Annotated in this window: 25 protein-coding genes, 2 tRNA genes and 1 pseudogene; 22 read left to right on the forward strand and 6 right to left on the reverse strand. The window is 36.0% G+C overall.

Annotation, left to right across the window (positions count from 1 at the left end):
- Positions 1–447 precede the first annotated feature (447 nt).
- Positions 448–939 (forward strand): CarD family transcriptional regulator, encoded by a 492-nt coding sequence (locus tag BLP77_RS00560; RefSeq protein ID WP_093855157.1) that lies wholly within the window; start codon positions 448–450, stop codon positions 937–939.
- Positions 940–998: 59 nt separating this feature from the next.
- Here the strand turns inward: BLP77_RS00560 and BLP77_RS00565 are convergent, their stop codons facing one another.
- Positions 999–1433, reverse strand: coding sequence for a MarR family winged helix-turn-helix transcriptional regulator (locus BLP77_RS00565; protein ID WP_093855158.1), 435 nt, complete (start codon positions 1431–1433; stop codon positions 999–1001).
- Positions 1434–1667: 234 nt separating this feature from the next.
- On the opposite strand from BLP77_RS00565, the gene BLP77_RS00570 reads away from it, so the two are divergent.
- The 11 genes from BLP77_RS00570 (at position 1668) to rlmH (ending at position 13069) form a co-directional block, all read left to right on the forward strand.
- Positions 1668–2954, forward strand: a complete 1287-nt coding sequence (locus BLP77_RS00570; protein WP_093855159.1) for an adenylosuccinate synthase — start codon at positions 1668–1670, stop codon at positions 2952–2954.
- A gap of 131 nt (positions 2955–3085) precedes the next feature.
- Positions 3086–3162: transfer RNA gene (locus tag BLP77_RS00575), tRNA-Asp, on the forward strand.
- 48 nt (positions 3163–3210) lie between these two features.
- Positions 3211–3286 (forward strand) — tRNA-Phe (locus BLP77_RS00580).
- Positions 3287–3599: 313 nt separating this feature from the next.
- Positions 3600–5129, forward strand: a complete 1530-nt coding sequence (locus BLP77_RS00585) for a M23 family metallopeptidase (RefSeq protein ID WP_093855160.1) — start codon at positions 3600–3602, stop codon at positions 5127–5129.
- A 174-nt stretch (positions 5130–5303) separates the two neighbouring features.
- On the forward strand, positions 5304–6005 hold the full coding sequence (gene yycF / locus BLP77_RS00590) for a response regulator YycF (protein ID WP_093855161.1): 702 nt from the start codon (positions 5304–5306) through the stop codon (positions 6003–6005).
- Positions 6006–6016: 11 nt separating this feature from the next.
- Positions 6017–7852, forward strand: coding sequence for a cell wall metabolism sensor histidine kinase WalK (gene walK, locus BLP77_RS00595; RefSeq protein ID WP_093855162.1), 1836 nt, complete (start codon positions 6017–6019; stop codon positions 7850–7852).
- Complete coding sequence (locus tag BLP77_RS00600; RefSeq protein ID WP_093855163.1) at positions 7849–9231, forward strand: YycH family regulatory protein; 1383 nt, start codon at positions 7849–7851, stop codon at positions 9229–9231. The genes walK and BLP77_RS00600 overlap by 4 nt, the downstream gene beginning before the upstream one ends.
- A 1-nt stretch (position 9232) precedes the next feature.
- The gene (locus tag BLP77_RS00605) at positions 9233–10102 is read left to right on the forward strand and encodes a two-component system regulatory protein YycI (RefSeq protein ID WP_093855164.1); all 870 of its coding nucleotides are present in this window, start codon (positions 9233–9235) and stop codon (positions 10100–10102) included.
- Positions 10099–10893: an MBL fold metallo-hydrolase gene (locus BLP77_RS00610; RefSeq protein WP_093855165.1), complete on the forward strand. Its 795-nt coding sequence runs from the start codon at positions 10099–10101 to the stop codon at positions 10891–10893. Before BLP77_RS00605 ends, BLP77_RS00610 begins: the two co-directional genes overlap by 4 nt.
- A gap of 31 nt (positions 10894–10924) precedes the next feature.
- Positions 10925–12145: a S1C family serine protease gene (locus tag BLP77_RS00615; protein WP_093855166.1), complete on the forward strand. Its 1221-nt coding sequence runs from the start codon at positions 10925–10927 to the stop codon at positions 12143–12145.
- 444 nt (positions 12146–12589) lie between these two features.
- Positions 12590–13069 carry a 23S rRNA (pseudouridine(1915)-N(3))-methyltransferase RlmH gene (rlmH, locus tag BLP77_RS00620; RefSeq protein ID WP_093855167.1) on the forward strand — a complete coding sequence of 160 codons (480 nt, stop codon included), beginning with the start codon at positions 12590–12592 and terminating at the stop codon, positions 13067–13069.
- Between the two features lie 347 nt (positions 13070–13416).
- Here rlmH and BLP77_RS00625 read toward each other — a convergent pair whose 3' ends face one another.
- Complete coding sequence (locus BLP77_RS00625; protein ID WP_218118840.1) at positions 13417–14532, reverse strand: Fic family protein; 1116 nt, start codon at positions 14530–14532, stop codon at positions 13417–13419.
- Positions 14533–14958: 426 nt separating this feature from the next.
- On the opposite strand from BLP77_RS00625, the gene BLP77_RS00630 reads away from it, so the two are divergent.
- Positions 14959–16374: a PQQ-dependent sugar dehydrogenase gene (locus BLP77_RS00630; protein ID WP_093855169.1), complete on the forward strand. Its 1416-nt coding sequence runs from the start codon at positions 14959–14961 to the stop codon at positions 16372–16374.
- A 110-nt stretch (positions 16375–16484) separates the two neighbouring features.
- Here BLP77_RS00630 and BLP77_RS00635 read toward each other — a convergent pair whose 3' ends face one another.
- Positions 16485–17045, reverse strand: a complete 561-nt coding sequence (locus BLP77_RS00635) for a YybS family protein (protein ID WP_093855170.1) — start codon at positions 17043–17045, stop codon at positions 16485–16487.
- Between the two features lie 312 nt (positions 17046–17357).
- Here BLP77_RS00635 and BLP77_RS16205 point away from each other — a divergent pair.
- The 8 genes and pseudogenes from BLP77_RS16205 to BLP77_RS00670 all read left to right on the forward strand — a co-directional run.
- Positions 17358–17420: pseudogene (locus BLP77_RS16205) on the forward strand (zinc-ribbon domain-containing protein); the annotation flags it as partial.
- A 6-nt stretch (positions 17421–17426) separates the two neighbouring features.
- Entirely contained in the window at positions 17427–17942 is a 516-nt protein-coding gene (locus BLP77_RS00645; protein ID WP_218118841.1) for an RDD family protein, read from the forward strand.
- Positions 17935–18936: a thiol-disulfide oxidoreductase ResA gene (resA, locus tag BLP77_RS16180; RefSeq protein WP_307723625.1), complete on the forward strand. Its 1002-nt coding sequence runs from the start codon at positions 17935–17937 to the stop codon at positions 18934–18936. Before BLP77_RS00645 ends, resA begins: the two co-directional genes overlap by 8 nt.
- A gap of 345 nt (positions 18937–19281) precedes the next feature.
- Positions 19282–19458 (forward strand): hypothetical protein, encoded by a 177-nt coding sequence (locus BLP77_RS15720; protein ID WP_176752906.1) that lies wholly within the window; start codon positions 19282–19284, stop codon positions 19456–19458.
- Between the two features lie 193 nt (positions 19459–19651).
- Positions 19652–21184, forward strand: a complete 1533-nt coding sequence (locus BLP77_RS00655; protein WP_093855171.1) for a malate:quinone oxidoreductase — start codon at positions 19652–19654, stop codon at positions 21182–21184.
- A gap of 136 nt (positions 21185–21320) precedes the next feature.
- The gene (locus tag BLP77_RS00660; protein WP_093855172.1) at positions 21321–22052 is read left to right on the forward strand and encodes a MerR family transcriptional regulator; all 732 of its coding nucleotides are present in this window, start codon (positions 21321–21323) and stop codon (positions 22050–22052) included.
- On the forward strand, positions 22049–22981 hold the full coding sequence (locus tag BLP77_RS00665; RefSeq protein ID WP_093855173.1) for an ABC transporter ATP-binding protein: 933 nt from the start codon (positions 22049–22051) through the stop codon (positions 22979–22981). Before BLP77_RS00660 ends, BLP77_RS00665 begins: the two co-directional genes overlap by 4 nt.
- Positions 22982–22983: 2 nt before the next feature.
- Positions 22984–23715 (forward strand): ABC transporter permease, encoded by a 732-nt coding sequence (locus BLP77_RS00670; protein WP_093855174.1) that lies wholly within the window; start codon positions 22984–22986, stop codon positions 23713–23715.
- Between the two features lie 72 nt (positions 23716–23787).
- Here BLP77_RS00670 and BLP77_RS00675 read toward each other — a convergent pair whose 3' ends face one another.
- Positions 23788–24981, reverse strand: a complete 1194-nt coding sequence (locus tag BLP77_RS00675; protein WP_093855175.1) for a PLL family lectin — start codon at positions 24979–24981, stop codon at positions 23788–23790.
- Positions 24982–25176: 195 nt separating this feature from the next.
- On the opposite strand from BLP77_RS00675, the gene BLP77_RS00680 reads away from it, so the two are divergent.
- Positions 25177–25386 carry a hypothetical protein gene (locus BLP77_RS00680; protein WP_093855176.1) on the forward strand — a complete coding sequence of 70 codons (210 nt, stop codon included), beginning with the start codon at positions 25177–25179 and terminating at the stop codon, positions 25384–25386.
- Positions 25387–25456: 70 nt separating this feature from the next.
- Here the strand turns inward: BLP77_RS00680 and BLP77_RS00685 are convergent, their stop codons facing one another.
- Together BLP77_RS00685 and BLP77_RS00690 are read right to left on the reverse strand one after the other, a co-directional pair.
- Positions 25457–26392 carry a Na/Pi symporter gene (locus BLP77_RS00685; protein WP_093855177.1) on the reverse strand — a complete coding sequence of 312 codons (936 nt, stop codon included), beginning with the start codon at positions 26390–26392 and terminating at the stop codon, positions 25457–25459.
- A gap of 109 nt (positions 26393–26501) precedes the next feature.
- On the reverse strand, positions 26502–26708 hold the full coding sequence (locus tag BLP77_RS00690) for a hypothetical protein (RefSeq protein WP_093855178.1): 207 nt from the start codon (positions 26706–26708) through the stop codon (positions 26502–26504).
- Positions 26709–26990: the final 282 nt, after the last annotated feature.

The following is a 26990-nucleotide window of genomic DNA, read 5'->3' on the forward strand; positions in this document are numbered from 1 at the left end:
ATATATAAAAAACTTCTATTCTTATACGTATCTGAATAGAAGTTTTTACTTGAAATCTTATAGCAACCATGGCTTATTCACTAAAAGTTACTCAACGTATCAACTATGACAATCGATAGAATTAACAGTACTACAAAAGTAATAATTAATCTCGCACTTAAATTTAATTTCATCAGAAATGTTTTAAATAGATAATATATGTTTTGAGTTGCCAAATCAAATCGCCCAAAAAATATATGTTTGTTACCCTTCAACACAAATTATAATTGAATAATAGCGACAATAATATTAAAGTTCTGTAAATTTTAAACTATTTGGTAATTTGATAGGCTATATTTCACATCAAAAAAGCCCTTAACAATCGTCAACAAAGTTGACAATTGTTAAGGATTGTCATAAAGTAAATAGTAAGGTAGATTTTACAATTCACAGATAGGAGCTATTAAAATGTTTAATGTTGGAGATGTAATTGTTTATTCAGTACATGGATTAAGTAAAGTTGAAGATATATGTGAAAAGACTTTTTCTAGTGTGACAAAAACGTATTATGTATTACGACCTCTAGATCAGGACAATTTAACTATAAGTGCACCTGTTGATAGTGATAAAGTCGTTATGCAAAAGTTGCTGGATACAGAGGAATCTGAGGAAATTTTACAATCATTTAATCAGCAGGGTATTAGCTGGATAGAAAATCCAAGACAAAGATTCAATAAATATCAGGAAATTGTGAAGACCGGAGACAGAAAGGAAATTGCTAAAATAGCCAATACATTAATGAAGAAAAACCTGGAGCTGAGTTTGAACAATAAAAAGCTATATGATCAAGATCACAAAATATTAGATTCGATTCAATACTTATTATTTGAGGAATTAGCCATTTCTTTAGATAAAACTGTTGATGAAATAAATGAACAGGTAAACAACATGATAAAATAGTCATCTAGGTACAAGAGTTGAGACCAAAGCATGATTAACAACTCTTATTTTATTGAACTTTAAGCTTCCACTCCCCAATCTGATTTTAATAGATCTTTTAAGAATGCCACCTGCTTTTCCCCAATTTTATCGGCTATTTTTTTCTCCAGTGAAGCTTTTAATGCCTCATTTTTTTCGTAGTATTCCTCTCCTAATGGAGTTAATTTTATGCATTTTTCTTTTTTGTTGTTTTTTACATTCATGACCTCAACTAGGCCTTGTGATTCAAGCCTTTTTATAAATTTATGTGTTGCCTGCCGAGAGATATCTACATTTTTTGAAACATACGAAATGGCTGGCTGTTTTTTGTATATTCTAGCCATAATAAACCATTCAGAATTGGAAATATAAATATCGCTGCTATCATTCCACAATTCCTCCGTGATTCTACGAAGCAAAAGATGACGCTCACTTATTAAGTCAACCAAATCCAAGTGTTCTAAATCCGAATCCAAGCGTTTTCACTCCAATCGATGTAATCAACAATTAATGTACAAAAAAATAAATAAATCGTCAACCTTATTGACATTAAAGATTGGGCATTGAACCAAGATTTTCCTTTAATGAATAAAACACGTACAAATAGTTAAAAGTATTTGTAAATGTTCGTTTTATATTGAAAAATAATATATTTGCTGATAGAATAACGATGGATTTAAGTTATTTCTTAATATTTAGGAGGCCTTTAGATGACAACAGCCGTAATTGTAGGAACACAGTGGGGCGATGAAGGTAAAGGTAAAATTACCGATTTTCTTGCTCAAGATGCCAAAGTTGTTGCGAGATATCAAGGTGGAGATAATGCAGGACATACGATTCAATTTAATCAAGAGACGTATAAATTACATTTAATACCTTCAGGGATCTTTAATTCAGATAAAGTTTGTGTTTTAGGAAATGGAATGGTCATTAATCCGAAAAAGCTCCTAGAAGAAATGGAATATGTCCTAGGCCATGGTATGACTTTGGACAAATTAAAGATCAGTAACCGGTCTCATGTCATTATGCCTTACCATATTAAATTAGATTACTTACAAGAAGAATCTAAGGGACAAAACAAACAAATTGGAACGACTAAAAAAGGCATTGGCCCAGCCTATTCAGATAAAATAAATCGTATCGGTATACAGATGGCAGATTTATTAGAGCCAGATGTTTTAAAGGATAAAATTCAACAACAGGCAGAAGAAAAGAATATATGGTTAGAAAAAGTATATGGAGAAGAGCCTATAAAGGTTGAAGAAGTTTATGAGGAATATATTCAGTACGGGAAACAACTAAAACCATATATTGAAGATACATCATTATTATTAGAAGAAACCATTGATCAACAAGACAATATTCTATTTGAAGGTGCTCAAGGTGTCATGTTAGATGTGGACCAGGGAACCTATCCATATGTGACATCATCAAATACCTCAGCTGCAGGGGTGGCAACAGGTAGCGGTATTGGTCCTAATCAAATACAAAGAGTAGTTGGGGTATCTAAAGCCTATACAACCCGTGTTGGAGACGGTCCTTTCCCAACAGAATTACATGATGAAATTGGCGAGCAAATTAGAAAAGTTGGCCATGAATATGGAACAACAACAGGACGAGCTAGACGGGTCGGTTGGTTTGATATTGTCGTTGCTCGTCACGCTAAACGAATTAGTGGAATGACTGATTTATCATTAAATTGCTTAGACGTTTTAAGCGGTTTAGATCAGATAAAAATTTGTATTGCCTATGACTATAAAGGGGAAAAGATTGAAACATATCCTGCAAATTTAAAGGTGCTTGAAAACTGTAAGCCAATCTATGAAGAAATGCCAGGATGGAAAGATGACATCAGACAAGTAAGAAGTTTTGATCAATTACCCTTACAAGCGCAAAATTATGTAAAACGTTTAGAAGAGTTAATTGGTACCCAGATCTCTATATTTTCAGTAGGCCCTGATCGTGACCAAACCGTTATACAAAAAGAAATTTATTAAAATTAAAGCTCCTAACCCTAGCGTTAGGAGCTTTAATATCGTCAAAATTCGACTTAAAATCATATTTTTTCAGAAATAAGCTTGTCAGCGACTTTTACATTGTGGTAATATTAACGCTGTTCGATTCATTTGGTCCGGTAGTTCAGTTGGTTAGAATGCCTGCCTGTCACGCAGGAGGTCGCGGGTTCGAGTCCCGTCCGGACCGCCATTAATTTGTTATACTTAAGGCTTCGCAAAAGGAAGAAGAACTTAATATGGCTTGGTAGCTCAGTCGGTAGAGCAACGGACTGAAAATCCGTGTGTCGGCGGTTCGATTCCGTCCCAAGCCACCATTTTTTGAACAACACAGACATGATTCTGTGTTTTATTTTTATATATGACATAAGTCTATAAGACTATTACAAAATTATTACGATTTGTACAAAATTCAAAATATTCATCAATATAAAGTAACATATTACACTTTTAATATAATATTACATTGCTTGTCTAGAAAATTTTACTAATTATTATACAAGTTCATTACAAAATGTAAACATAGGTTTATTTCAAATTAGACTATATGATAGATTATATAAGTGTAGTTATATAAAATTGTTAAAATACCAAATTATCTTAAGGATAATTTCTTTGGAGGATATAGTTGTGAGTACATGGGTAGGGAGAGTAAAAGAAGGTTTTCGTCAAATTAAAAACAATTCTTTGTTTAAAAAGACGATTCTAGTAACCTCCTTAGGTATGGGGGTTGCATTAGGGTCAGTTTATGCTGATTCTCTCAATGATAGCTTTGTAGATGTTTATCACGTTTATGTAGATGAAAAACATGTTGGGACAATTGAAAGTAAAAATGAACTTGAGCAATATATAGAGAAAAAGGAAACGCAAGCTGAAAAGGAATACGATCATATTGATTTATTACCTGAGCAAGATATTTCTTATGTTAAAGAAATTGTTTTTACACCAAAAGATGAAATTGATCAAGTTAAAAACAGCTTAGAAAATACACTTACATTTAGTGCATCTGCTGTTAAATTACAGATTGGTGATAAATTAATTGGTTATGTCGAGGATTTAGATGCCGCTAATAAAGCTATAAATAAGGTTGTTAGTCAGTATTTACCAGAAGGAATCAGCGAAGATTTTGAATTTCTAAAAAAAGAAGATAATCAAATTAAAAAGTCATCATTACTATCACATTTACCATCCGATGTAAAAGCAATAGCTAAAGATAGTGAAAAAAATAAAGAACAAATTAAACTAAATGACGGAACGATTGTGACTGATATTGGCTTAACTGAAAATATTCATTTTACGAACGATACGGTTGAACCAAATCAGTTATTAACAGCCGAACAATTACAAAAGCTACTCGAAAGAGGCGCTAAAGGTAAAAAAGTACATACCATTCAACAGAATGAAGTACTTGGTCAAGTCGCAATGGATTATGATCTATCAATGGATGAATTGCTTGATCTTAATCCTGACTTAGGCAAGAATTCCATTGTCCAAGTCGGCCAAGAGGTTTACGTAGAAGGTCGAAAACCGTATATTGACGTTTCTTATACAGTCATTAAAGAAGAGGAAGAATCCATTGATTTTGAAACTGTAACTAAAAGCACAGATTCTCTTTATAAAGGTCAAACAGAAGTGGAAGATCCAGGAAAAGAAGGTAAAAAGCTTGTAAAATATCGTGTCACGACTAAGAATAATGAAGAAGTCAGTAAGGAAAAAATAGAAGAAGAAGTTATTGAAGAACCTCAACAAAAAGTGGTTCTCCAAGGAACAAAGGTTATTCCTTCTAGAGGAACAGGACAGTTCTCGTGGCCAGCTTCTGGTGGTCGAATTACGAGTTACATGGGACCACGTTGGGGACGGTCACATAAAGGAATAGATATAGCAGGTACTAGTAACCGTACGATTAAAGCAGCTGATAACGGTGTAGTAACGTCAGCTGGATGGGATGGCACTTACGGTTATAAGGTAGAAATTGACCATAATAATGGATATAAAACTTTATACGCACACCTATCAAGTATTAAAGTTGAAGTTGGGCAAACCGTTAAAAAAGGACATCAAATTGGTGTGATGGGATCTACTGGTCGATCAACAGGCGTACATTTACACTTTGAAGTATTTAAAAATGGAAGTAACGTGAATCCGCTAAATTATTACTAAGGATGTATAAGCCTCTAGCTTGATAGCTAGAGGTTTTATTCATATTGTAATGAAAAATATCACTGATTGAATGCTATAAGATTTCTCTAACTACAAAGATGAAGGATTTTTATTGAAAATTGATGTAAAATAGTAACTAATAGACTGTTAAGTAAAACAAGGTGGTGTACCTCAATGAACTATAAAATTTTAGTTGTAGATGATGAAGAACCAATTGCAGATATATTGAAGTATAATTTACAAAATGAAGGCTATGAAGTTGTCTGTGCTTATGATGGGCATGAGGCTGTTGAAATGACAAAACAAGAAGAACCAGACTTAATTTTATTAGATATTATGCTCCCTGGTAAGGACGGCATGGAAGTATGTAGGGAAATTCGTAAAGATTATTATATGCCAATCATTATGTTAACGGCTAAAGATTCTGAGATTGATACGGTATTAGGTCTTGAATTAGGGGCTGACGATTATGTGACCAAGCCATTTTCTAATCGAGAGGTTGTCGCACGAGTTAAAGCCAATTTAAGAAGAATTGAGAGCGAGGAAGCCAGCCCAAGTGGCTCTATGACTCCCAATATTAAAATTGGTTCCTTAGAAATTAATCGTGAAAACTATTCAGTTTCACGTCATGGAGAACCGATTGATTTAACGCATCGTGAGTTTGAATTACTTCTTTATTTAGCTAAACACATTGAACAAGTTATGACGAGAGAACACTTATTAGAAACGGTTTGGGGTTATGATTATTACGGCGATGTTCGTACCGTTGACGTAACCATCAGAAGATTACGCGAAAAAATTGAAGAAAACCCAAGTAACCCGAACTGGATTGTGACAAGAAGAGGAGTAGGCTATTACATGCGAAACCCTAAATAGGAGTAGATATAATGGATAGGGTCTGGGGATTTTTTAAATCGATACAACTTAAAATGATTTTAATTTATATTCTGCTTTTACTAATCGCCATACAGGTGATTGGTGCTTATTTTGCAGAACAATTAGAAAATAGTCTAAGGGATAACTTTATAGAATCTGTTAATGATCGAGTTGAGCTTTTGACTTATAACTTAGAGCAGGCTTTCTCTGTGGAACGTACTGAGGAGACGGTATCTTTAAGGTCAGATGTAGGATCGATTATTAATAATTTTGATTCTGAAGATATAAACACCATCCAAGTTATCAATAATAATAGTCGTGTTATTGGCACGACTAATGAGTTTGATCAGATTAACGTTGGAAAACGTACAACCGAGCTAAGAATCCAACGGGCCCTTTCAGGTAACCAGACGGAGGATATCGTCTATAATCCAGAAAATGGCCAACGTATGTTGGTATTATCTGCACCTATATATAGTCATGCAAATATTGGTGAAGTGGTTGGAGCTCTGCATATTCAGGCATCTTTAGAAGGCGTATATGGCCAAATGAATGATATTAACCAAATATTTGCTAATGGGACTGTACTAGCCATCACCATATCGGCTTTACTTGGGATTTTAGTAGCTAGAACGGTCACCAAGCCAATAACTGAAATGCGAAAACAAGCTAAAGTTATGGGAGCGGGTGACTTTTCTCAAAAGGTTAATGTTTATGGTGAAGATGAGATTGGTCAATTAGCGGAAACATTTAATGAGATGAATGATAAAATTCAAGCCGCTCAAGCCTCTAAAGAGAGTGAAAGAAGGAAATTAAGCTTAGTATTAACTAATATGACCGACGGAGTCATTGCCACTAACAGTCAAGGGAACATCATTTTAACGAATCCACCTGCAGAAGACTTAATTAATCAACCATTTTCAGAGGTTAATCAGCAACCGTTAATTAAAGTTTTAGGTCTTGACGATGAGATATCAGACATCAGTGAATTAACAGATATGAGAAGTACCATTCTCGATTTTTCAGATGACCATCATCATTTACTAGTACGAGCAGGATTTTCCGAAGTTGAAGATGAGCATGGGGAAATGAGCGGTATTATTACGGTTCTTGGTGATGTAACCGAACAAGAAGAAATTGAGCGTGAACGCCGCGAGTTTGTTGCTAACGTATCGCATGAATTACGAACACCGTTAACGACGATGCGAAGTTATTTAGAAGCTTTAACAGATGGGTCAACTTGGAAAGATGAACAGATTGCCCCTAAGTTTTTGTCGGTAACACAAAATGAAACAGAGCGCATGATACGTCTAGTAAACGACTTGTTACAATTATCGAAAATGGATAATAAAGATTATCAGCTTTTTAAGGAACAGGTAAACTATATTGACTTTATCCACCATGTTGTCGATCGATTTGAATTAAACCTTAAAGAGGAAATTACGATTCATCGTAATTTACCTGATTCGAACTATTATGTATGGATCGATAAAGATAAAGTCATACAAGTTTTAGATAATATTATTTCAAATGCGATTAAATACTCGCCTGAGGGTGGGGAAATCTTAGTAGAAGTTGTTAAACGAAAACACCAATTATTAACGAAAATTACAGACCAGGGTGTTGGTATTCCAGAGGATAATCTAGAAAAAATATTTAATCGTTTCTATCGTGTAGATAAAGCACGGTCCAGACAGTTAGGCGGAACAGGATTAGGCCTAGCTATTGCCAAAGAATTAATCGAGGCCCATGATGGTGAAGTTTGGGCAGATAGTGAAGAATCGAAAGGGACAACTATTACGTTCCGTTTACCGTTAATGCAAGAGAAACGGGGGCATCGATCATGAAACTTGAACAAATTAAATCGATAGTCCTTTTCTTACTCGTCTCTTTTAGTTTGCTCATAACGTTAGCTCTATGGACTTATCAACCCCAATTTGAAGAATTAGAGCCACCAGATTACTTAGAGCAAACGAAGCTAAATGGCGTGGAGAAAACATTGAAGGAACTCATCTATCCTGAAAAGGTGATATTTCATAATTATAATGAACATAAGCAACTAACCGAAAAGTCAGACGAAATTTCTTTTTATAAAGAAATGCTGGAATGGGACTTTTCAACTATTAATCCATATTTGACTTCGAATGAAAATGTGATTAATCGCTATATTAATTGGGAAGAACCTTTGGGGTGGGTCCATGATAATCGAACACAAACGGTTGAAATTAAATTTCCTGTAGACATACCGATTGATTTAATTCATCAAATGTTTTCAATTGATAGTGAAGGGACGACGTGGGGGAATCAAACGTTTAATAAACTTTTCTATCATTTATCCCAATCTGATCAAGAAGTTGAGGTAATCTTTTCTTCTGATCAGCACTCAGAGGTTTTAATGGGGAAAATTCAATCCTCACAAACCTATCAACGAATTGCAGGCTTATTAAACAGTGAGCGTCTCATGGTTCATATGCAACGTTATAACTTTGGTCAACATGCCATTTATTTACCTAATAAAGAAATCAATATGCCCAACCATGCGTTGTTAACCGATAGTCTTTCAATTGAAACGATGAAAAATGTATTGTTTAAGAATCCATCATTAGTTGAACAGACATTATTAGACCAGAACACCTATTACACGGATGGAACGCGCGCACTCAGTACTGAACCCGTGTTAAGAAATGATGAGTACCTTGAGTTTGTCAATCCTCTATCAAATGAAAATGGTTATTCAAGCACTGAAGATATTATCGCTAATAGTATACAATTTACTAATGATCATACGGGGTGGACAGACGACTATAAAATTGATGACATTCGAGATACGATGAGTATGATTAAATATCGGATGTATTATGATGGTTATCCGATTTTTGATTCTAATATAGATCCGAGTTTAACGGAGATGGAGCAGCATTGGAGAAGTAATGGTTTATATCAATTAAAAAGACCATTATTTAAAACAAGTAATACCCATTTCTCAAGTGAAGAAGAGTATAAGACATTACCATCAGGTGAGATGGTTTTTGAAACGTTGCAACGTCTAAATGAACGAATATCTTTAGAGTTAATCGAAGAGGTTCAATTAGGTTATAAATTGGAAATTCGTAGTGATATATCCAATGTTCTCATTTTAGAACCTGAATGGCATATCAAATATCGAAACTCTTGGCGACCATTGAGTTACTTTACTGATATGCTCATGAACCAAGGGGTTGAATAGCATGCAGTGGGGCCAAATTAAAACAATCTTTATCATTAGCTTTCTAATCCTTAATCTATTTTTAGTTCAACAGTTAATGGATAAAATTGACCAAACTAATCTTGAAACGTTGGACACGACAACGTTAGAAGAACAGCTTGAAGCAGAAGGTATCGAATATACTCTACCTGAAAGCGGACAAAAGGAAACCTATGTATCGGCAGAACGCTATCAACTAACAGAAGATGATTTGACTCAATTAGAAGAAAAATTAGACACTCAGAATATTGCTGTTTTTAATGAAGTCATTGTCGGAGAATTTATAGAGCCTTTAGAAGTAGACATTGATGATGAGATGGAGCAAGCGATTGCGACCATAAAAGAAAACATTATGTATGGCGATCGTTATACATTTTGGGATTATTATGAGGAAGAAAATGTGTTATTATTTTTTCAGAACCAAAATGATCGAACGGTCTATTTTAATGAATCAGGTGTATTGATTGTGGTTCTTGATGAGGACGGACATGCCATTCAGTATCGCCAGACGATTTTAGAAGACGTCGTCAAGCAAAGTGAAGAACAGACCGTGATTGAACCCATTAATGCGTTAGACGTTTTATATTCAAATGGTAATCTCGTTTCACAGGATGAAGTGACGAGTATGAATATTGGCTATCATACGCTAGTCCCATTAGAAGATGGTGTACAAGTCTTAGGTGTACAAGTCTTTGTACCAACATGGGAAATCACCATTAACGGTGAAGAGACTTACTTCGTGAACGCAATGGAAGGACAATATATACCGAATGATGAAGCAGAGTTTGTAATAAAAATAAAAGAACATTTAAAGAGACAAATAGAAGAACTAAATCGGAGTGAAACAGAATGACGTTACGTTTTAGTGTTTTAGCATCGGGGAGTACGGGTAATGCGTTTTATATTGGAACTGATAAAGTTAATCTATTAGTTGATGCTGGTCTTAGCGGTAAAAAACTAGAAGGCTTATTAAATGAGATTCATGTAAATCCACATGAACTAGATGGTATATTAGTAACGCATGAGCATAGTGACCACATTAAAGGGGTTGGAATTGCCGCTAGACGTTATAATTTACCAATTTACGCTAATCCTAAAACATGGGAAGCGATGGAACCACACATCGGAAAGATTGATCAAGAGCAAAAATTTCATTTTGACATGGAAACGGTTAAGACGTTTGAGGATTTAGATATTGAAAGTTTTGGCGTCTCACACGATGCTGCAGACCCCATGTTTTTTTCCTTTCATTATGAAGGCAAAAAGGTATCCATGTTAACAGATACAGGTTATGTATCGGAACGAATGAAAAAAACAGTTGATAATTCAGACGCCATCTTGTTTGAATCTAACCATGATGTGGGTATGTTACAAATGGGCGGATATCCTTGGAACGTTAAGCGCAGAATATTAAGTGATAAAGGACACGTTTCAAATGAGGATGCTGCTGTCGCTATGTTGGATGTCATTGGACGACAGACCCAACATATCTACTTAGGCCATTTGAGTCAAGATAATAATATGATTGATTTAGCACGAATGAGTGTTGAACAAATTCTAAAGAAACACGATATTGCAGTAGGTGAAGAGCTTACCTTGGAGGATACAAGTCCAAATCAACCCACTCCAATTTGTTATCTATAACATCATTAAAGTTAAGGCGAGGTGTCGAAATTTGGGTTATTACGACGATCATGTGAATACTAATAAAAAGAAAAATGAACGTGGCTGGTTACTCCCTACTATTGTAGGGTTGGTATTAGGAGCCGTATTAATATTATTAGCTTTACCAGCGTTAGTTCAGTCCAACTTATTACCATATGATTTAACCGTAGAAGAAAATGAAGATGAAAATGTTAAGCTTAATCAAGGCCAAGGGGACGAAGAAACACAAACGGTTAATGTTAATATTAATTCACAAATGACTGAGATTGTTAATAATGTGTCTGACGCTGTTGTTGGTGTCGTTAACATCAAACAACAAAGCATTTTCGGAAACAATAATAATAATCAACAAAATGGAGTAGGGTCTGGGGTCGTTTATAAAAAAGATGATCAATACGCTTATATCGTAACGAATTACCATGTGATTCAGGGTGCTGATGATGTAGAAATAGCCTTTTCGGAAGATAAACAAGTAGAAGCGGAAGTATTAGGTGGAGACTTATACACAGACTTAGCTGTTTTAAGAGTAGATGCCGAGCATGCTGAACAAGTCATAGAATTAGGAGACTCAGATAACTTAAAAGTCGGAGAACCCGTTCTAGCAATAGGTAATCCATTAGGCTTACAATTTGCCGGTTCCGTGACACAAGGTATTGTTAGCGGGAAAGACCGTTTAATTCCACAAGACTTTGATAATAATGGTGTTGTTGACTGGCAAGCCGAAGTCATTCAAACTGATGCTGCGATTAACCCTGGCAACTCAGGCGGTGCGCTCGTCAATATGGATGGTCAGTTAATCGGAATCAATTCCATGAAATATGCATCAACACAATTAGAAGGTTTAGGCTTTGCCATTCCAATTAATATCGCTAAACCCATTATTGATGATTTAGAACAAGATGGTTCCATTACAAGATCATACATGGGTGTAGGATTATTATCCTTAACGTCTATTGCTCAATATCATTGGTATAATACATTAAACCTTCCTCAAGATATCGAAGGCGGTGTTATTGTTGATCAAGTGGAAAGAATGTCACCAGCCGATCAAGCAGGACTAGAACGATACGATGTCATTGTTCAAATCGATGATACGGAAGTCACGAACGTTGTGAATTTAAGACAATACTTGTATACCCAAACAAGTCCAGGTGAAGAATCCACGATCCAGTACTATCGTGATGGTGAGTTACAAGAAACAACCATTAAATTTGTATCTCAAGGTTCGTAAGGTTATGGTAGTCCCCGTTCGACTTAGTTGAACGGGGATTTTTAACGCACTCAGGCTTTCGCCATTTTGCTATAAATCAAGTTTTTCTCTATAACAAGTCTCACAATGTTCGGAAATAACTTATTCACAAATAAAACGATGTTATACACAAATTGTGGGTAAATAAAATTTAATCAAGCATATATTGTGCTTAATCCTCAAAAAATAACTAAATAAGAGGCGAACATATGTTAATATGTTGATAAATATGTGGATAAGTGCCTTTTTTGTAGATAATTTGGCACTTATTAAGGAAAATTAACAACAAATCCACAGTTTTTGTGGATAAGATGTGATTAATTGGGATAACTCCTGATTTAAAGGTTTTTCTAAGGTTGGCTTAACTAGGCAAATCATTTCAGATACGTTATCGTATTGTTCGGAAAATCTATAGGAGGCTGTTTAATGGACATTAAAATCATTTCAGTTGGAAAACTAAAAGAAAAATACTTAAAACAAGGGATTGAGGAGTATTTAAAGCGTTTAAAAGCGTACGCTAAAGTGAAAATTGAAGAGGTACCCGATGAGCATGCACCAGAAAATTTAAGCGATGCTGAAAAAGAAGACGTTAAAAACCGAGAAGGTGAAAAGATACTCACAAAATTATCCACAGATACTTATGTGGTGAGTTTAGAGATTCAAGGGAAGTCATTAACCTCTGAGGATTTTGCAAGGAAACTGGACGACCTTGCGACGTATGGAAGGAGTAAGGTCGCATTTGTCATTGGTGGATCATTAGGGTTAAGTAAGGCTGTAAAGAAACGAAGTGATTTTGCGATTTCCTTTAGTAAGATGACTTTTCCACACCAGCTGATGCGATTGATTTTATTAGAGCAGATATATAGGGCGTTTAAGATTAATCGGGGTGAACCGTACCACAAGTGAACAAAAAAATTACATTCAGGACATTTGTTCGCCCAAAATGAAGTTAGACACTTATCAACCTTCTTATTAACTATAGAGTGAGAAACAAGGAGCAAATGAAAGGGAAAAAGCTGTTTAAACTAGACTAAAGCTAAATCAAGGGATGGCCAGCTAAGTTGAATTTTCACCTAAGATAACTGAAACCCCCATCGAAGCTGTTAAAGAAACTTATGAGCTACCGCTTTGATTCCATTGATGGTTATTTAAGTAAAATAAAAAGACAAGTGATATCGTTTAACTGCTAAAATTAGGGAGGGGTCCTAACCCAAGAATATTTTAGGGAAGTAATTATTAGTTGTTATTAATTATTACTCAGCATAGCCAAGATCATTTAATGTTAAATCGTGAAAGTCCTCTCCTAGTTTATATGACGTAACTCGCTTGTCACCACTTGCAGGTTGAATGATTCCATTTTCAATCCATTGATTGGACCATTTAGAGATTGTCCTTGAATGGACTTGAAATAATTCTGCTAATTCTTTTGGTTTTACTGGCCTATTTCTTTCTAGAAGATAACGTAACAATATTTTTTCATTTGGTTCAAGACGCCTGACTTTAGGATCTATACCGTTATTAGCATATCGTTTTGACAGGTTTGCAACTTTCTCAAATGCAAGGGCCATGATTCGAACAAAGTATTCAATCCACGGGGCTAAATCTTTAGGTTCATTTCTACCACTATAATAAAGTGGGGGTAACCCCATCTGTATATTTTGATAATATCCTTGTAAATCATCAACGTAATATTCTTCCATAGAATGAAATCCTTTTACATCATAATCGGCTAAAGACAAAATGTACGAAGCAAGGGCTCGAGCTGTTCTCCCATTTCCATCTTCAAAAGGATGTATGGTTAAAAACTGATAGGTTGCAATAGCAGCTTTAATTGGTGCAGGGAGTTCATTTTCATTTTTAATCCATTCTATAAATTCTGACATAAGTGATGGAACATCCGAATATTCTGGAGGAATGTAATCTGGTTGTCCAGTAATATTATCAAAAACTGCAAATAAAACACCAGGTGGTGTGGGGCCTCTATATTCACTCTTAAATGGCTTTCTTCCTGCTCCTTGCTGAACAATAATAGAATGGAGCTTCTTTATAAAAGTTTCTGTGATTTGAACTCCTTTTTGCTTTTCTCTAGATAGATAGGAAAGAGCTTCCCAGTAGTTACGGACTTCTTGTTCAGCTGGTATACGAGCTTGGTTTTGTTTTTGTTTGACTACACGTGATACCTGTTCGAAATCCAAAGTGTTTCCTTCAATCCTTGTGGAATAATGAGTCATTTTAAGCTTTGCTTGTTCTTTTAAATTGCGTTCAATATGGGCTGGAATAGGCATAACGTCAACTATCGCACGGGAGTGTTCAATTGACATCAAGTCTCTGACCATCATATTAGTATAGGAAAACGACGGGTGATACAATAGATATCCCATCCTTTACAAAATGTTTTCTACACAAATTATACCTTATTGAGACTTAAAACGCTTTAATCATTCCTTAATTGTTCTTTAATCATTCTTTATTTGTTCTCTATTTATTGTTTTTTAATGGTCCCCTGAAATTTAATTTTGTACAAAAATCTTAAATAGTTATTGACACAAAATTATTAATTCTCCTTTCTTGTGTTAAAGTGAACCATTTGACAAATAGATCCGGTTAATGTGGATTTTAAAGTAAGGGTCAATCCCCCGTTGCATTAAAGCGTTATTTGACTGGGAGTCTGACCCTTATATTCTTAAATTATGTTGCCATTAACTCTTCCAGATTCCCCGTTCATGATTTAGTACTTATAGAACAGTTCTAATCATAGTCTTATAAAAGAAAACAATAAGAAAGGGGTCAGTTAGTTGCAAAAGGTTAAAGTTAAATTACGGCCCATTGTAAATAGGCTAAATTTGCCTACTGTTTTGAAAACAGCTATACTTCCAGGTGACTCAATTGAAAGATTATTTATTGTAACCCAGGTAGGAGAGATCTTTTACGTAGGAAACGGTGAAATAAGGACTTTTTTAGATATTCGCCCGCGAATCATAAAGCTAGGTGTATCTGGTGGTGGATATGATGAGCGTGGATTGCTAGGGCTAGCGTTTCATCCTGAATTTTCTTATAACGGTCTGTTTTATCTTCATTATTCAGTAGCTGGAACTCAGGGTCCCGGTGCCGGTTATGACAATTTTAAGCCTGACCCGTGTGATCCCAAAACCTTAAATCTAACGTGGATAAATAGAGAAACGCAATATGATCATATTGATACAGTTGAGGAATGGATGTTGCAATCGAATGGGCAGCCTCAAAAACGGCGGACAATACTTAATTTAAGAAGACCATTTTCTAATCATAATGGTGTTAATAGCTTAAACTTTTCACCTGAAACGGGAAGGCTTGTTTTAACAACCGGGGATGGTGGATCGGGCTATGATCCTTTTAATTTAAGCCAGGATGATCTAGAAATCGCGGGTAAAATAATTGAGATTGATGTAGGTAAGAATGTATACATCAATAATCCACCGATTGTCACACGTTTTAATGAACTGCCCACTACTATTCAGGAAACACTCACGGTAATTGCCAAAGGTGTTCGCAATATTCCAGGGATTTCATATCAAATGTATTATAATCATTATATTAAATATGTGGGGAATGTCGGACAGGATTTGACAGAGTCGATTTTTTCATTCGTACCTTATAAACCAATACCGGTTACTCAGCTTGTTCAAGCTTCTTTAGGAAACACCGAACCTGACCAAGAAGGGTTTATTAACTTTGGCTGGCGGGGATGGGAAGGTGCTTTGCCTACTTCGTTTATAAGGGAGTGTACGAATAATCCGAATTTGGATGAGAAAACGATTGCTTATTACGATGAAGCGATTAAAACTTCAGTGAGGCGGATTCAGCCATTAACTAGTTATTACCATCAAGATCCCAGGCCCGATAAGTTTGCGGGAACGGCACTTACAGGGGTCCAATCATATATGGGGGAAGACATCCCCGCTTTAACGGGAAGTGTTGTGTTTACCGATATTGCCCAGAAGGAAGACACACAAACTCATGCTAGAGGCGTTTTAGCTTATACTAGGATGAGACCGGATTGTAAACTGAATGATTTTAGTGTTATTGAAATCGATTATAATTTTGGGTCTCAATCAGCTTATTTTGTTAGTCTGGGAACGAATCTAGACCAAACCAGATTATATTTAGCGGTATATGACTCTATGCAAGTGACTGATTTTAACCAAGGCACCGTTTTTGAAATAGTTCCATAAATCATTCTATAAATCTCTTGAATGGATTTAAATAAATAGAAGTTAAAGCCAAGGGTGCAATGGCGGCCCTTGGTTGTTTATTTTTATAGGTATTAAAATTTGTAGAATCACTAAAGGATCATTATTTTTAATCTTTTAAAAATGATTAAAGCTATTTCAACCCAGAACCAGCTATAAAGTAAAGTAAATAAAAATATACTTCCAGCTGTAAGAAATGAAAAGGAATCAGAGACGGCTGGACCTAAAATCGGAAATTGAAAAATATATAGTAAACTCATAATTCCTAACATTAAAAGTATTGCACCAGTCATAATAATACTTAATCGCTTTCTAAAATAGTAAAAAGATGCCCCAACGCCAAGCCCTAACAATCCTGTTGTGAAAGGAAATATAATGAGTTCAGTTGGCTGTAGGATAAATAACAACATAATTGTTAGGAAATAGGACATTACGCCAAATGGAATGGAAAGCATGGAACATAACAGAATAGGTGCTGTGGCGAACGGACTTATAAGATAACCTATACCTGGTAAAAAGCCACCAGCAGCTTGGAGAATAGCAGCAATACTGGCAAAAATAGAAACTAAAACGAGCCTCATCGTTTTGTTATTCTTTTTGAATCTGATTTGATATAAACGAACCTCATCGGAAATAGGTTTAAAAAAATACATATTTCCACCTCAATCTATATCATTCATACTTACCATACATTATATTTACTAATATTAGAGGTAGAACTTAATAGTCCAAACATCAATATCCTATGTCATGCAAAATAAGCTATGGAACGGCATCCAGATTGACTTTAGTCACTTCAAGTAGAATGATCAAACATGGTTTTATAAATAATTGTTTCTTTACAAACAGATACACAACAGTGGTGAATTTTTGTTTATGAGTACTATTAAAGTAGCACTTTCGAACCGATACTACATATTAGGCAGCCAAATTAATAATAATTGGAAATAGAGGAGGAGTGAGACATTTACTGTTCAGAATGTGGATACAAACTTAATAAAGAAGCAAAATTTTGTTTTAAGTGTGGATCACAGGTGTCTGAAATACAAGATGAAATTTCTGCCACACAAGAGGATTATTATTCACCTACATATCAAAGAAACAGACGAGAAACCCAAGAACAAAATGAACAACCTGATACTATGTATGCAGGATTTTGGCAACGAGTGTCAGCTACTATAATAGACTGCACACTTTGGATTCTATTCATTGTTGCCATAGTATTATTTTTACCTATAGATGAAAGGGCTTATGGCTTAATTGGATTATTCTTGGCATGGATGTATTATGGATTGCTTGATAGCTCTACATGGCAAGGAACAATAGGAAAAAAGGCTATGAATATTATTGTATGTGATAAAAACGGTGACAGGATTTCTTTTCTAAGAGCCACAGCCCGGTACTTTTTCCATCTATTATCTAATCTAACAATGTTGATCGGATATCTGATGGTTGCGGTAACAGAGAAGAAACAAGCACTACATGATATGGCTAGTGGATGTGTTGTTCAAATAAAAATACTAGATAGCAGGAGTGGGGATAATGACTAGATTTATATTGTTTATAGTAATAGCCATCTCTACATTGTCCGTAGCTGTATTGTTATCGAATACCAGTCATTCATCGTATACAACAAGTATCTTGGATGATCAGTTCAAAGATGATTCAGAAAAGATATTTGGGACAATAAATCATTACTTTGAACATGGTTACGAGCTTAATGAAAAAGATGTGCAATCGTTCGAAGAATATATATTAAAGTACAAAAGTGACGAAAAAACTACGAAAGAAACAAATATATATGATCTTGTGGTAAACATTATATTGGATGCTAAAGACTCCTATGAAGTGAACCAACGTGAAGATGCATATGCTTTAAGGGATGCATTAGAAATGTATTTAACACATCGACAAGAATTGAAAGGATATATTAGTCCCGATGATAGTGGTTTAGAGATGGTGGCTGACAAGTCTGTTAAACAAGATGATAATAAAGGTGATTCGCTAAAAAACAGTGAATCAGATGATGATGATGGAAATACGGATTCGGTGGTTAGTGCGAATGTAGCAGAAGATAAAGAAAAGGAACATACTGATTCTACTAACTTAGGCAGTGCTGGGGATAAAGCACCTGATTTTCAGCTTAAGCAAATTAATAAAAATAATGAACTTGAAACTATTCGTTTAAGTGATCTAGAGGGCAAAGGGGTTATTCTTAATTTTTGGACATCCTTCTGTAAACCTTGTGAAGCAGAAATGTCTTATATGCAGAAATTATATGAGGAATATCAGGATAAGGGAATAGAAATTGTTGGTATAAATTTAGATGCAAGTGAGCTAGTTGTACACCGTTTTATTGATAAACATGACCTTACTTTCCCCACATCGCATGATAAAAACAGCAAGGTGAGGGATTTATACAAAATTGGCCCTATACCGAGTACCTTTTTTATCAGTCCGGATGGGGAAATCGATGAAATTGTAGAAGGTGTCCTGACACTTGAAAAATTGGAACAACATTTTAAGCAGATTCAACCGAAATAAAACTGGACAAAACGCGATTATAACGGGACATAGGGGACAGGTTCCTCGTCCTCGTCCTAATCACGATATTTTTTTAACAGGTACAAGGAACCCCGTCCCTCGACAATGAAATTGAAATGGTAAAGAGATTAATTGATGAAGGTCTAAATGTTAATACGGGTATAAAAGGTTTGAGATATTAGAGATGCTGGGGATGTAGGAGAAGATTCAAACCTAACAAGTTTGGCAGTTAATTATCCGGCCATACTAGTCATGATTAGTGTAGCCGTTCTATTAATTGGATATCTACCAAGGTTGACGAGTTTAATTTAGCTATATGTATTATATTCCTTCATCGTTCTGTACATGGGTGGATTATTCCAGTTAGAAGATTGGATTGGCCAACTGACTTCATTCGGGCATATTCCACAGATTCCAGTTGAGGATATGACATGGATGTCGATTATCTTGTTAATTGTTTTCGCAGCTGTTGTAACAGTTGTTGGTTTTATTGGATATAATAAAAGGGATATTCAAGGTTAAATGATTTGACCTCGGGTTCAATTATTCTTGAACTTGAGGTTTTCCTTTATTCAAATATATTATATAGAACATGTTCAACTTAAGACGCATCAATGGTCGCGACTTTTAAACAGCTTCAATCTATTATATAATAGAGTAGATTAATATAATATTATTCGTGTATATTTATAAATCTTAAGGATGATGAAATAAAATGAGTAGCGAACATAATAAAACAGACGTGATTTTAATCGGTGCTGGCGTCATGAGTGCGACGTTAGGTACCATATTAAAAGAATTAGCGCCTGATTGGGAAATCAAAGTGTTTGAACAGCTTGAGGAACCAGGCGAGGAAAGCTCTAACGAATGGAATAATGCAGGTACAGGACATTCTGCACTGTGTGAGCTTAACTATACACCAGAGGAATCAGATGGATCAATTAATACTAAGAAAGCTATAAAAATAAATGAACAGTTTCAAGTTTCTAAACAATTTTGGTCCTATCTTGTAAATCGCCAACTACTAGAGCGTCCACAAGACTTTATCAAGCCACTTCCTCATATGAGTTTAGTGAGAGGGGAGGACAATGTTAAGTATCTAAAAAAACGATTTGAAGCATTGTCGAATAATCCTCTTTTTGATGGAATGGAATTTTCCGATGATCCGGAAAAATTAAAGGAATGGATTCCGCTTATCATGCAGGACCGAACATCTAATGAGCCTGTGGCGGCAACTAAAATCGACTCGGGAACAGATGTTAACTTCGGTGCATTAACACGTAAATTATTCGACCATTTACAGGAGCAACATGTTGAGGTTAAATACAAGCACAGTGTTGATGATATTAGCCAAAACCGCGATGGCTCATGGGAGTTGGAAGTGCGTCATGTCCAAAGCGGTAGGGTTGAAACGCATACGGCAAATTTCGTCTTTATCGGTGCTGGTGGCGGTAGCTTACATTTATTACAAAAAACCGGTATTCCTGAGGGGAAAAATATTGGAGGATTCCCGGTAAGTGGTTTATTTATGGTATGTAATAATCCAGAAGTGGTCGAGCAGCATCAAGCAAAAGTATATGGAAAGGCTGCGGTTGGTGCTCCACCAATGTCTGTTCCGCATCTAGATACAAGATTTATTGATAACAAAAAATCGTTGTTGTTTGGACCGTTTGCCGGTTTTTCACCGAAGTTTTTAAAAACCGGTTCACCATTTGATCTATTCTCTTCAATAAAACCAGATAATATCTTAACGATGTTATCGGCTGGTGCAAAAGAAATGAAATTGACTAAATACTTGATCCAACAAGTGATGTTATCGAAAGAAAAGCGTATGGAAGAATTACGCGAGTTTCTTCCTAATGCCAAAAGTGAGGATTGGGATTTAGTGGTAGCGGGTCAACGTGTACAAGTCATTAAAGATACAGAAGAAGGTGGCAAAGGAACCCTTCAATTTGGTACGGAAGTTGTGAGTGCTGAAGATGGCTCCATCGCTGCATTACTGGGTGCGTCTCCAGGTGCTTCTACCGCCGTTTCGATCATGCTTGAAATCATTGAAAAATGCTTCCCGCAACGTTTAGAAGAGTGGGAACCAAAGATTAAAGAAATGATTCCTTCTTATGGTTTATCGCTAATGGAGAATCCTGATCTTATCCATGAAATTCATAACTCAACAGCACAGGCGCTTGGCTTGAAGGTTCCAAAGCAATCACATTCAAACGGAAAAAACAGTGTGTTACAAGAAGCATAATTGGCCACTACGGCATTATGCTTTTTTTTTATGCTATTATTTATTTCAAGAATTTTTATAAATTTTGAATTTTTCTATTGAATCGCACGTTACGTGTTGTTTTATACTGTAGAAAATAGATTGAAGGGGTGAAGGAATGTATTCTATAGGACAATTGTCAAAGAAAACGGGAGTCACTGTAAGAACATTGGATCATTATGATGAAATTGGTTTGATTAAACCTTCGTCTAAAACAGATGGCGGCCATCGTTTATATAATGAGGACGATGTTATGAGGTTAGAGCGTGTTTTAGCCTTAAAATTTATGGGTTTTAAACTGGAACAAATCAAGAACATATTAAAAGATTCAACATCGACTTGGCTGGAGTCCATTCAAGAACAATTGGAAATGGTTAAGCGTGAACAAGAGCGTTTAAAGACGTTGGAGCAAGCACTTCTGGGTATATCGTGTTCGATTGAGTATGAAGGAGAAGTCAACTGGTCTATTATATTTAGCACCATCCAACTGTTTCAACAAGACCCTGAAGATGTATTACAGCAATATAAAAGTTATTTGAGTGAAGACGAGATGGAAAAAATTATGGATATGAACGCACAAATGAGTAAGGAAGATATGAGGGAATGGATGGAAATTATTAGTGATATCAAGGCTAATCTTGAAATTGACCCTGCATCAGAAAAGGCTCAACAATTGGCTGAACGTTGGATGAATCTTGCAGAGAATATATTTGGAAATGATGAAGAATTACTTGGTGATATGTGGGATGCACTACAAAATTTAAAAGAGGGCATTGTTTTTTACCCTATGGATAAAGATGTGATTGAGTTTATTGAACGTGTATATATGGCAAAGGAGGAGGTAAAATGATTCTTGATGTAAACGGTGTAACGAAGGTATTCCCTGGTCAAAAAAAGTCCAAGACAGTTGTTAATGATGATCTTACATTCAGCATAGAGGAAGGTGAAATATTTGGACTTTTAGGACATAACGGTGCAGGAAAAACAACCTTGGTCAATCAGATTTTAGGGTTATTAACTCCGGATAATGGAGAGATTAATTTGCTTGGTGAATCTGTCATTCAATCACCAGCCAAGGCAAGGTCCATTTGTTCTGTGCAACCGCAATCTCAAGTACCACTAGGCAATCTTACTCCAAAACAGGCTGTTACGCTTATGGGAAAAATGCGTGCAGGAAATAAGTTTGATCCGAAGCGGGTGGATATATTATTTGAAGCGCTTGATATGGTTGAGTGGGCTAATACCATGGGTGAAAGGCTTTCGGGTGGGGTGCGACGATTAACAAACTTTTGTATGGCAGTCATTGCTCCCGGTCAATTAGTCATCCTGGATGAACCAACAAATGATGTGGATCCAGTTCGTAGACGTTATTTATGGCAGGTGATACGTGATCTGACAAACGATGGTACGTCCGTTATCCTCGTAACCCACAATGTTATGGAAGCTGAGAAAGCAGTTGACCGTGTGGCCATCATGCACCAAGGGAAATTCCTAGCCCAAGGGACCCCTTCAGATGTAAAAAGTTCAGTTAGCAACTTGATGCGTATTGAACTCTTACTGGTAAAAGAGTCAGTAGATATGGAGATACCAAGCTGGGCACTTTCCACTTATATGAATGGGTCACGATTAGTTTTCTCAATCAATCCAGCAACAGTTCTATCAACTATAGAGTGGGCAAAAGCTCAAATGGATCAAGGCTTTGTTATCGATTACTCTTTGTCACCTACGACCATTGAAGATGCCTTTATTGCGTTAACTTCTAAAAAGGAGGTGGTATAGTCATGAATACATTAAGTCATTACAAGTACGTCTTTCAAATGCAATTTTTAAGAAACGCAGGTTTTTTAGTATTTATGGCATTGATTCAAATATTGATCTCAATCGGAATTGTTATTGGTTTTACCTACCTAATTCCAAATCCTGATACACACTCGATCCTCTTTTTGGCAACAGGTGCACCGACAATTATTTTGATTATGGTAGGATTAGTTATTTTGCCTCAACAAATTGGTACTGCTAAAGCGGATGGATATATGGAATTTATAAGGACTTGGCCTGTTAATCGGTCTGTGATTTTAGGGGCTGATACAACGATGTGGTTAATCATTTCTATTCCAGGAATTGTCGTCTCATCAGTCGTTGCACATTTTATGTTTAATCCTGGCTATGACGTTTCATGGACGGTAATACCAGCTTTATTATTGATTGCCTTAACATCGATTGGTGTCGGATATGGATTTTCCTATTTATTGTCACCAACAGCATCTCTAAGTATTTCTCAGGTAGTTGTGTTTGGAGCACTTATGTTTTCACCAGTAAATTTCCCGATGGATCGACTACCCGAATGGCTTCAGACACTTCATGAAATACTACCAATCTATTCAATGGCAGAAGTGATGCGCGCATCATTGGCTGCTTCTACCTTTGATGCAACTCTGGGGAATTATTTTAATTTATTTATATGGTGTGTATTAGGGTATGGTGGAGCTATCTTTATTTTGAATAAAAAATAGAAGTGATGATTAATAAGTCATAATTTAAAAGAGAGTATCATCTTTGAAGAGATACTCTCTTATTTTAAATCGTTATTGTCCGTAGAAAATATGGTATAGGTTTTGATTTTGCCCTCGGGCAAATACGTCAATACGGTTAGGCCCCCACGATACAGAAGCGGGATGTGAGGTTAAATTACCACCAAGACTTTGCCAATTCTCCCATTGTTGGCCATTCCAAGTACGCTTATAAAGCTGATTGTCTGTGCCTCTAACAAAGACATCGATTTGATTGGTGCCCCGTGATGAAGCAGTAGGTGCTCCGATTAAGGTACCGCCAAGGCTTTCCCAGTCACTCCACTGGTTACCGTTCCACCACTTGTGAATTAGGTCTTGGTTCTGCCCTCTAGCGAAAACATCAATACGGTTTTGCCCCCAAGACACCGCGGCAGGGTGTGAGGTTAAATTGCCACCAAGGTCTTGCCAATCTTCCCAGCGCTGGCCATTCCAAGTTCTTTTATAAAGGCGGTTGTTCGTACCTCTGACAAAGACATCAATTTGATTGGAACGTTGTGAAGAAGCGGCAGGACCACTAGTTAGGGTACCACCGAGGCTTTCCCAGCCACTCCACTGGTTTCCGTTCCACCAAATATGGTAAAGGTTTTGGTCTGTTCCTCTCGCAAACACATCAATGCGGTTAGGTCCCCAAGAGACAGCAGAAGGTGGTGAAGTTAGATTACCACCAAGGCTTTCCCAGCCACTCCATTGATTACCATTCCACCACTTGTGAATTAATTCTTGGTTTGGACCACCTGCAAAGACATCTAATCGATTAGCTGACCAAGATGAAACGCCAGGAGCTGAGCTTAATGTACCGCCTAAGTTTTCCCAACTTGACCAACCTGGTGTAGGCTGTTCTCCATTCCCATTCCCGTTAAGTTGATTTAAAGTAATTTGGATAACATTGGTTAAAATACGATCAATTAGGTTTTGAGGGACATTAAATTGTCTAAGGAAAAGGTTGACCCATGGGATTTGTCTTCTAAATTGGTCATAAATCTGGCTAGCGGATTGGTTTGTATTAGCTTGATTTAAGGTGAAGTTGACAACTAGTAAGAAAACATAATCAATAAATTGTCTGTTTACGCCAGATCGGGTCAGTTGAGTATATAAGTTATTATGCTGTGATCTCAAGATTTGCATGACTTGTTGAGCATTTGGTTGACGAACACTGTAATAATCATACATAGGTACATATACAGGTTCATTAAATGGATATCTATACATTTAAATTCCTCCAGTTTTTAATTAATATATGCAACCAGTAGGCTAAACGGAATTCGATGTGAAGAGATTGAAAAAATACTGTAAAACAAAAAATCTATTGAAACAGAAATTTATATAAATAATTAGATACACACATACCATAATAGTTTCTATGAAATATATTAAAGTAAATATGTTAAAAAGGAGGTTATTAAGTTGCAAAAATCCATTTGTGAATTACTAGAAAATATTCCTCCTGGAACACAAATAGAAGAAATAATGGTTAATGGAGAGGATGTATCAAAGGTAGAAGAATTGATGGAATTTGATCCTTTAACTGGCTTAGTATACTTCACTAATAGTTCTAATAATACTTTTGTGGCTAACTGTCAAAAGATAGATATGATTGAGTTTAAGAGTGAATAAACAAGAGTTAAAGTCATTTCAAAAAAACATCTCCTGGACTCAGGAGATGTTTTAATTATGCAAAAGTTGACTAGGTCTGCGTATTCTTTCGATCATGAATTTTTAATATGAGTTTCGAGAATTGATTGACAAAAGGTAGGGCAATTAAGGAGCTCAGAACGTTAAATATAACACTGATATGAGCAAGCTGTATATCCGGTCGATCTGCTAAATGAGTACCTATTTCGGATAGTACACCAATGAGTGGGAAAAAGACGATTACACCTAAGACATTAAGCCAAAAATGAGACCAAGCCGTGAGTCTTGCTTCTCGACCTCCACCGATTGAAGCAAGCCAAGCATCAACACAGGTACCTATATTGGCCCCTAGTACAACGGCTACGGCTGTATCTAATTGCAAGGATCCAGCTGCTATAAATCCCATCATAATACCTGTTGTAGCTGTACTTGATTGAATAATAGCTGTCATAACAGCACCAAATATAACAGCTAGGAAAAGGTTGCTGTCTAAGCTTAAAAACAATTCATGCACCTTCTCCATTTCTCTAAGCGGTGCTGCTAATGTTTTAAATCCCCACATAGCACCAAATACAGCAGATAACCCTAGTAAAGCCATACCACTATTTCTTATAGCTTTTCTATTAATTAGAAATAAGATTCCCCCGATGATGGCAATGGGAATAATCAAAGCATTAATTTCTAACGTAATGATTTCGGCTGTGATCGTTGTCCCAATATTCGCACCTAAAATAATCCCAATGGCTTGAGAGAAGGTGAGCATTTGTCCGGCAACTAATCCAATTACTATAATTGATACGGCAGAGCTACTTTGTAGTATGGCGGTAACCACGATGCCTAATAAAAGCCCTTTCCAGGGTGAATCGGTTAATACAGCCAGCCAATTTTTTAATCGATCAGCAGATAAGTTAAAAAGTCCTGTTCTTACAAGAAACATTCCAAATAAGAACAATCCTAACGTAAGGATAAATAATATTAATTGGATCATTGCGCCACCCCCTTTCCAAAAATATTAAAGATTAATACACGATTTGAATTTAATAGAGTAGGGAGCTTGGTCATTTCCCTACTCTATTAAGGGAGATGTTGAATCATTTTTAATCCTTAAAGCGTTCGGTTGAATCCTGCAATGCAAGAACTTTTTCTGGGACTGGGCGAACAGTAATGGATTTTGGTTCCGGCTCTCGATCTTCTATAAAAGTACTTAGCATTTTGGTTGTTTCTTGCTTAGTTAGTACTCTTATTGCAACTCCACCACAAATGAAAAGTCCAGCGAATAGGGAAAACAGTAATACTTCGATCATGTTTTCACCCCCTTTTGTTAATTACATTATGTAGGTGAACGGGGACATGCTTGGGTAAGGGGAATGGGAAAGGTTAAAATGTGTGGACAACTAAACACAGTAGTGGAAAAGATAGATATAGTAAGTTATAGAAATGAGGAATATAATAATGGCACCAACCATCTGATCTGATGATTGGTGCCACTTTTGATTAAATTTATATCATAATTTGGACTTTGTTGATTGTTCATAGCGGTGTACTTTCTTAAGTTCACCGCATGAACACAAACCCTAATTCTTTTA

This window comes from Tenuibacillus multivorans, from assembly GCF_900103915.1.
GTDB lineage: Bacteria > Bacillota > Bacilli > Bacillales > Alkalibacillaceae > Tenuibacillus > Tenuibacillus multivorans.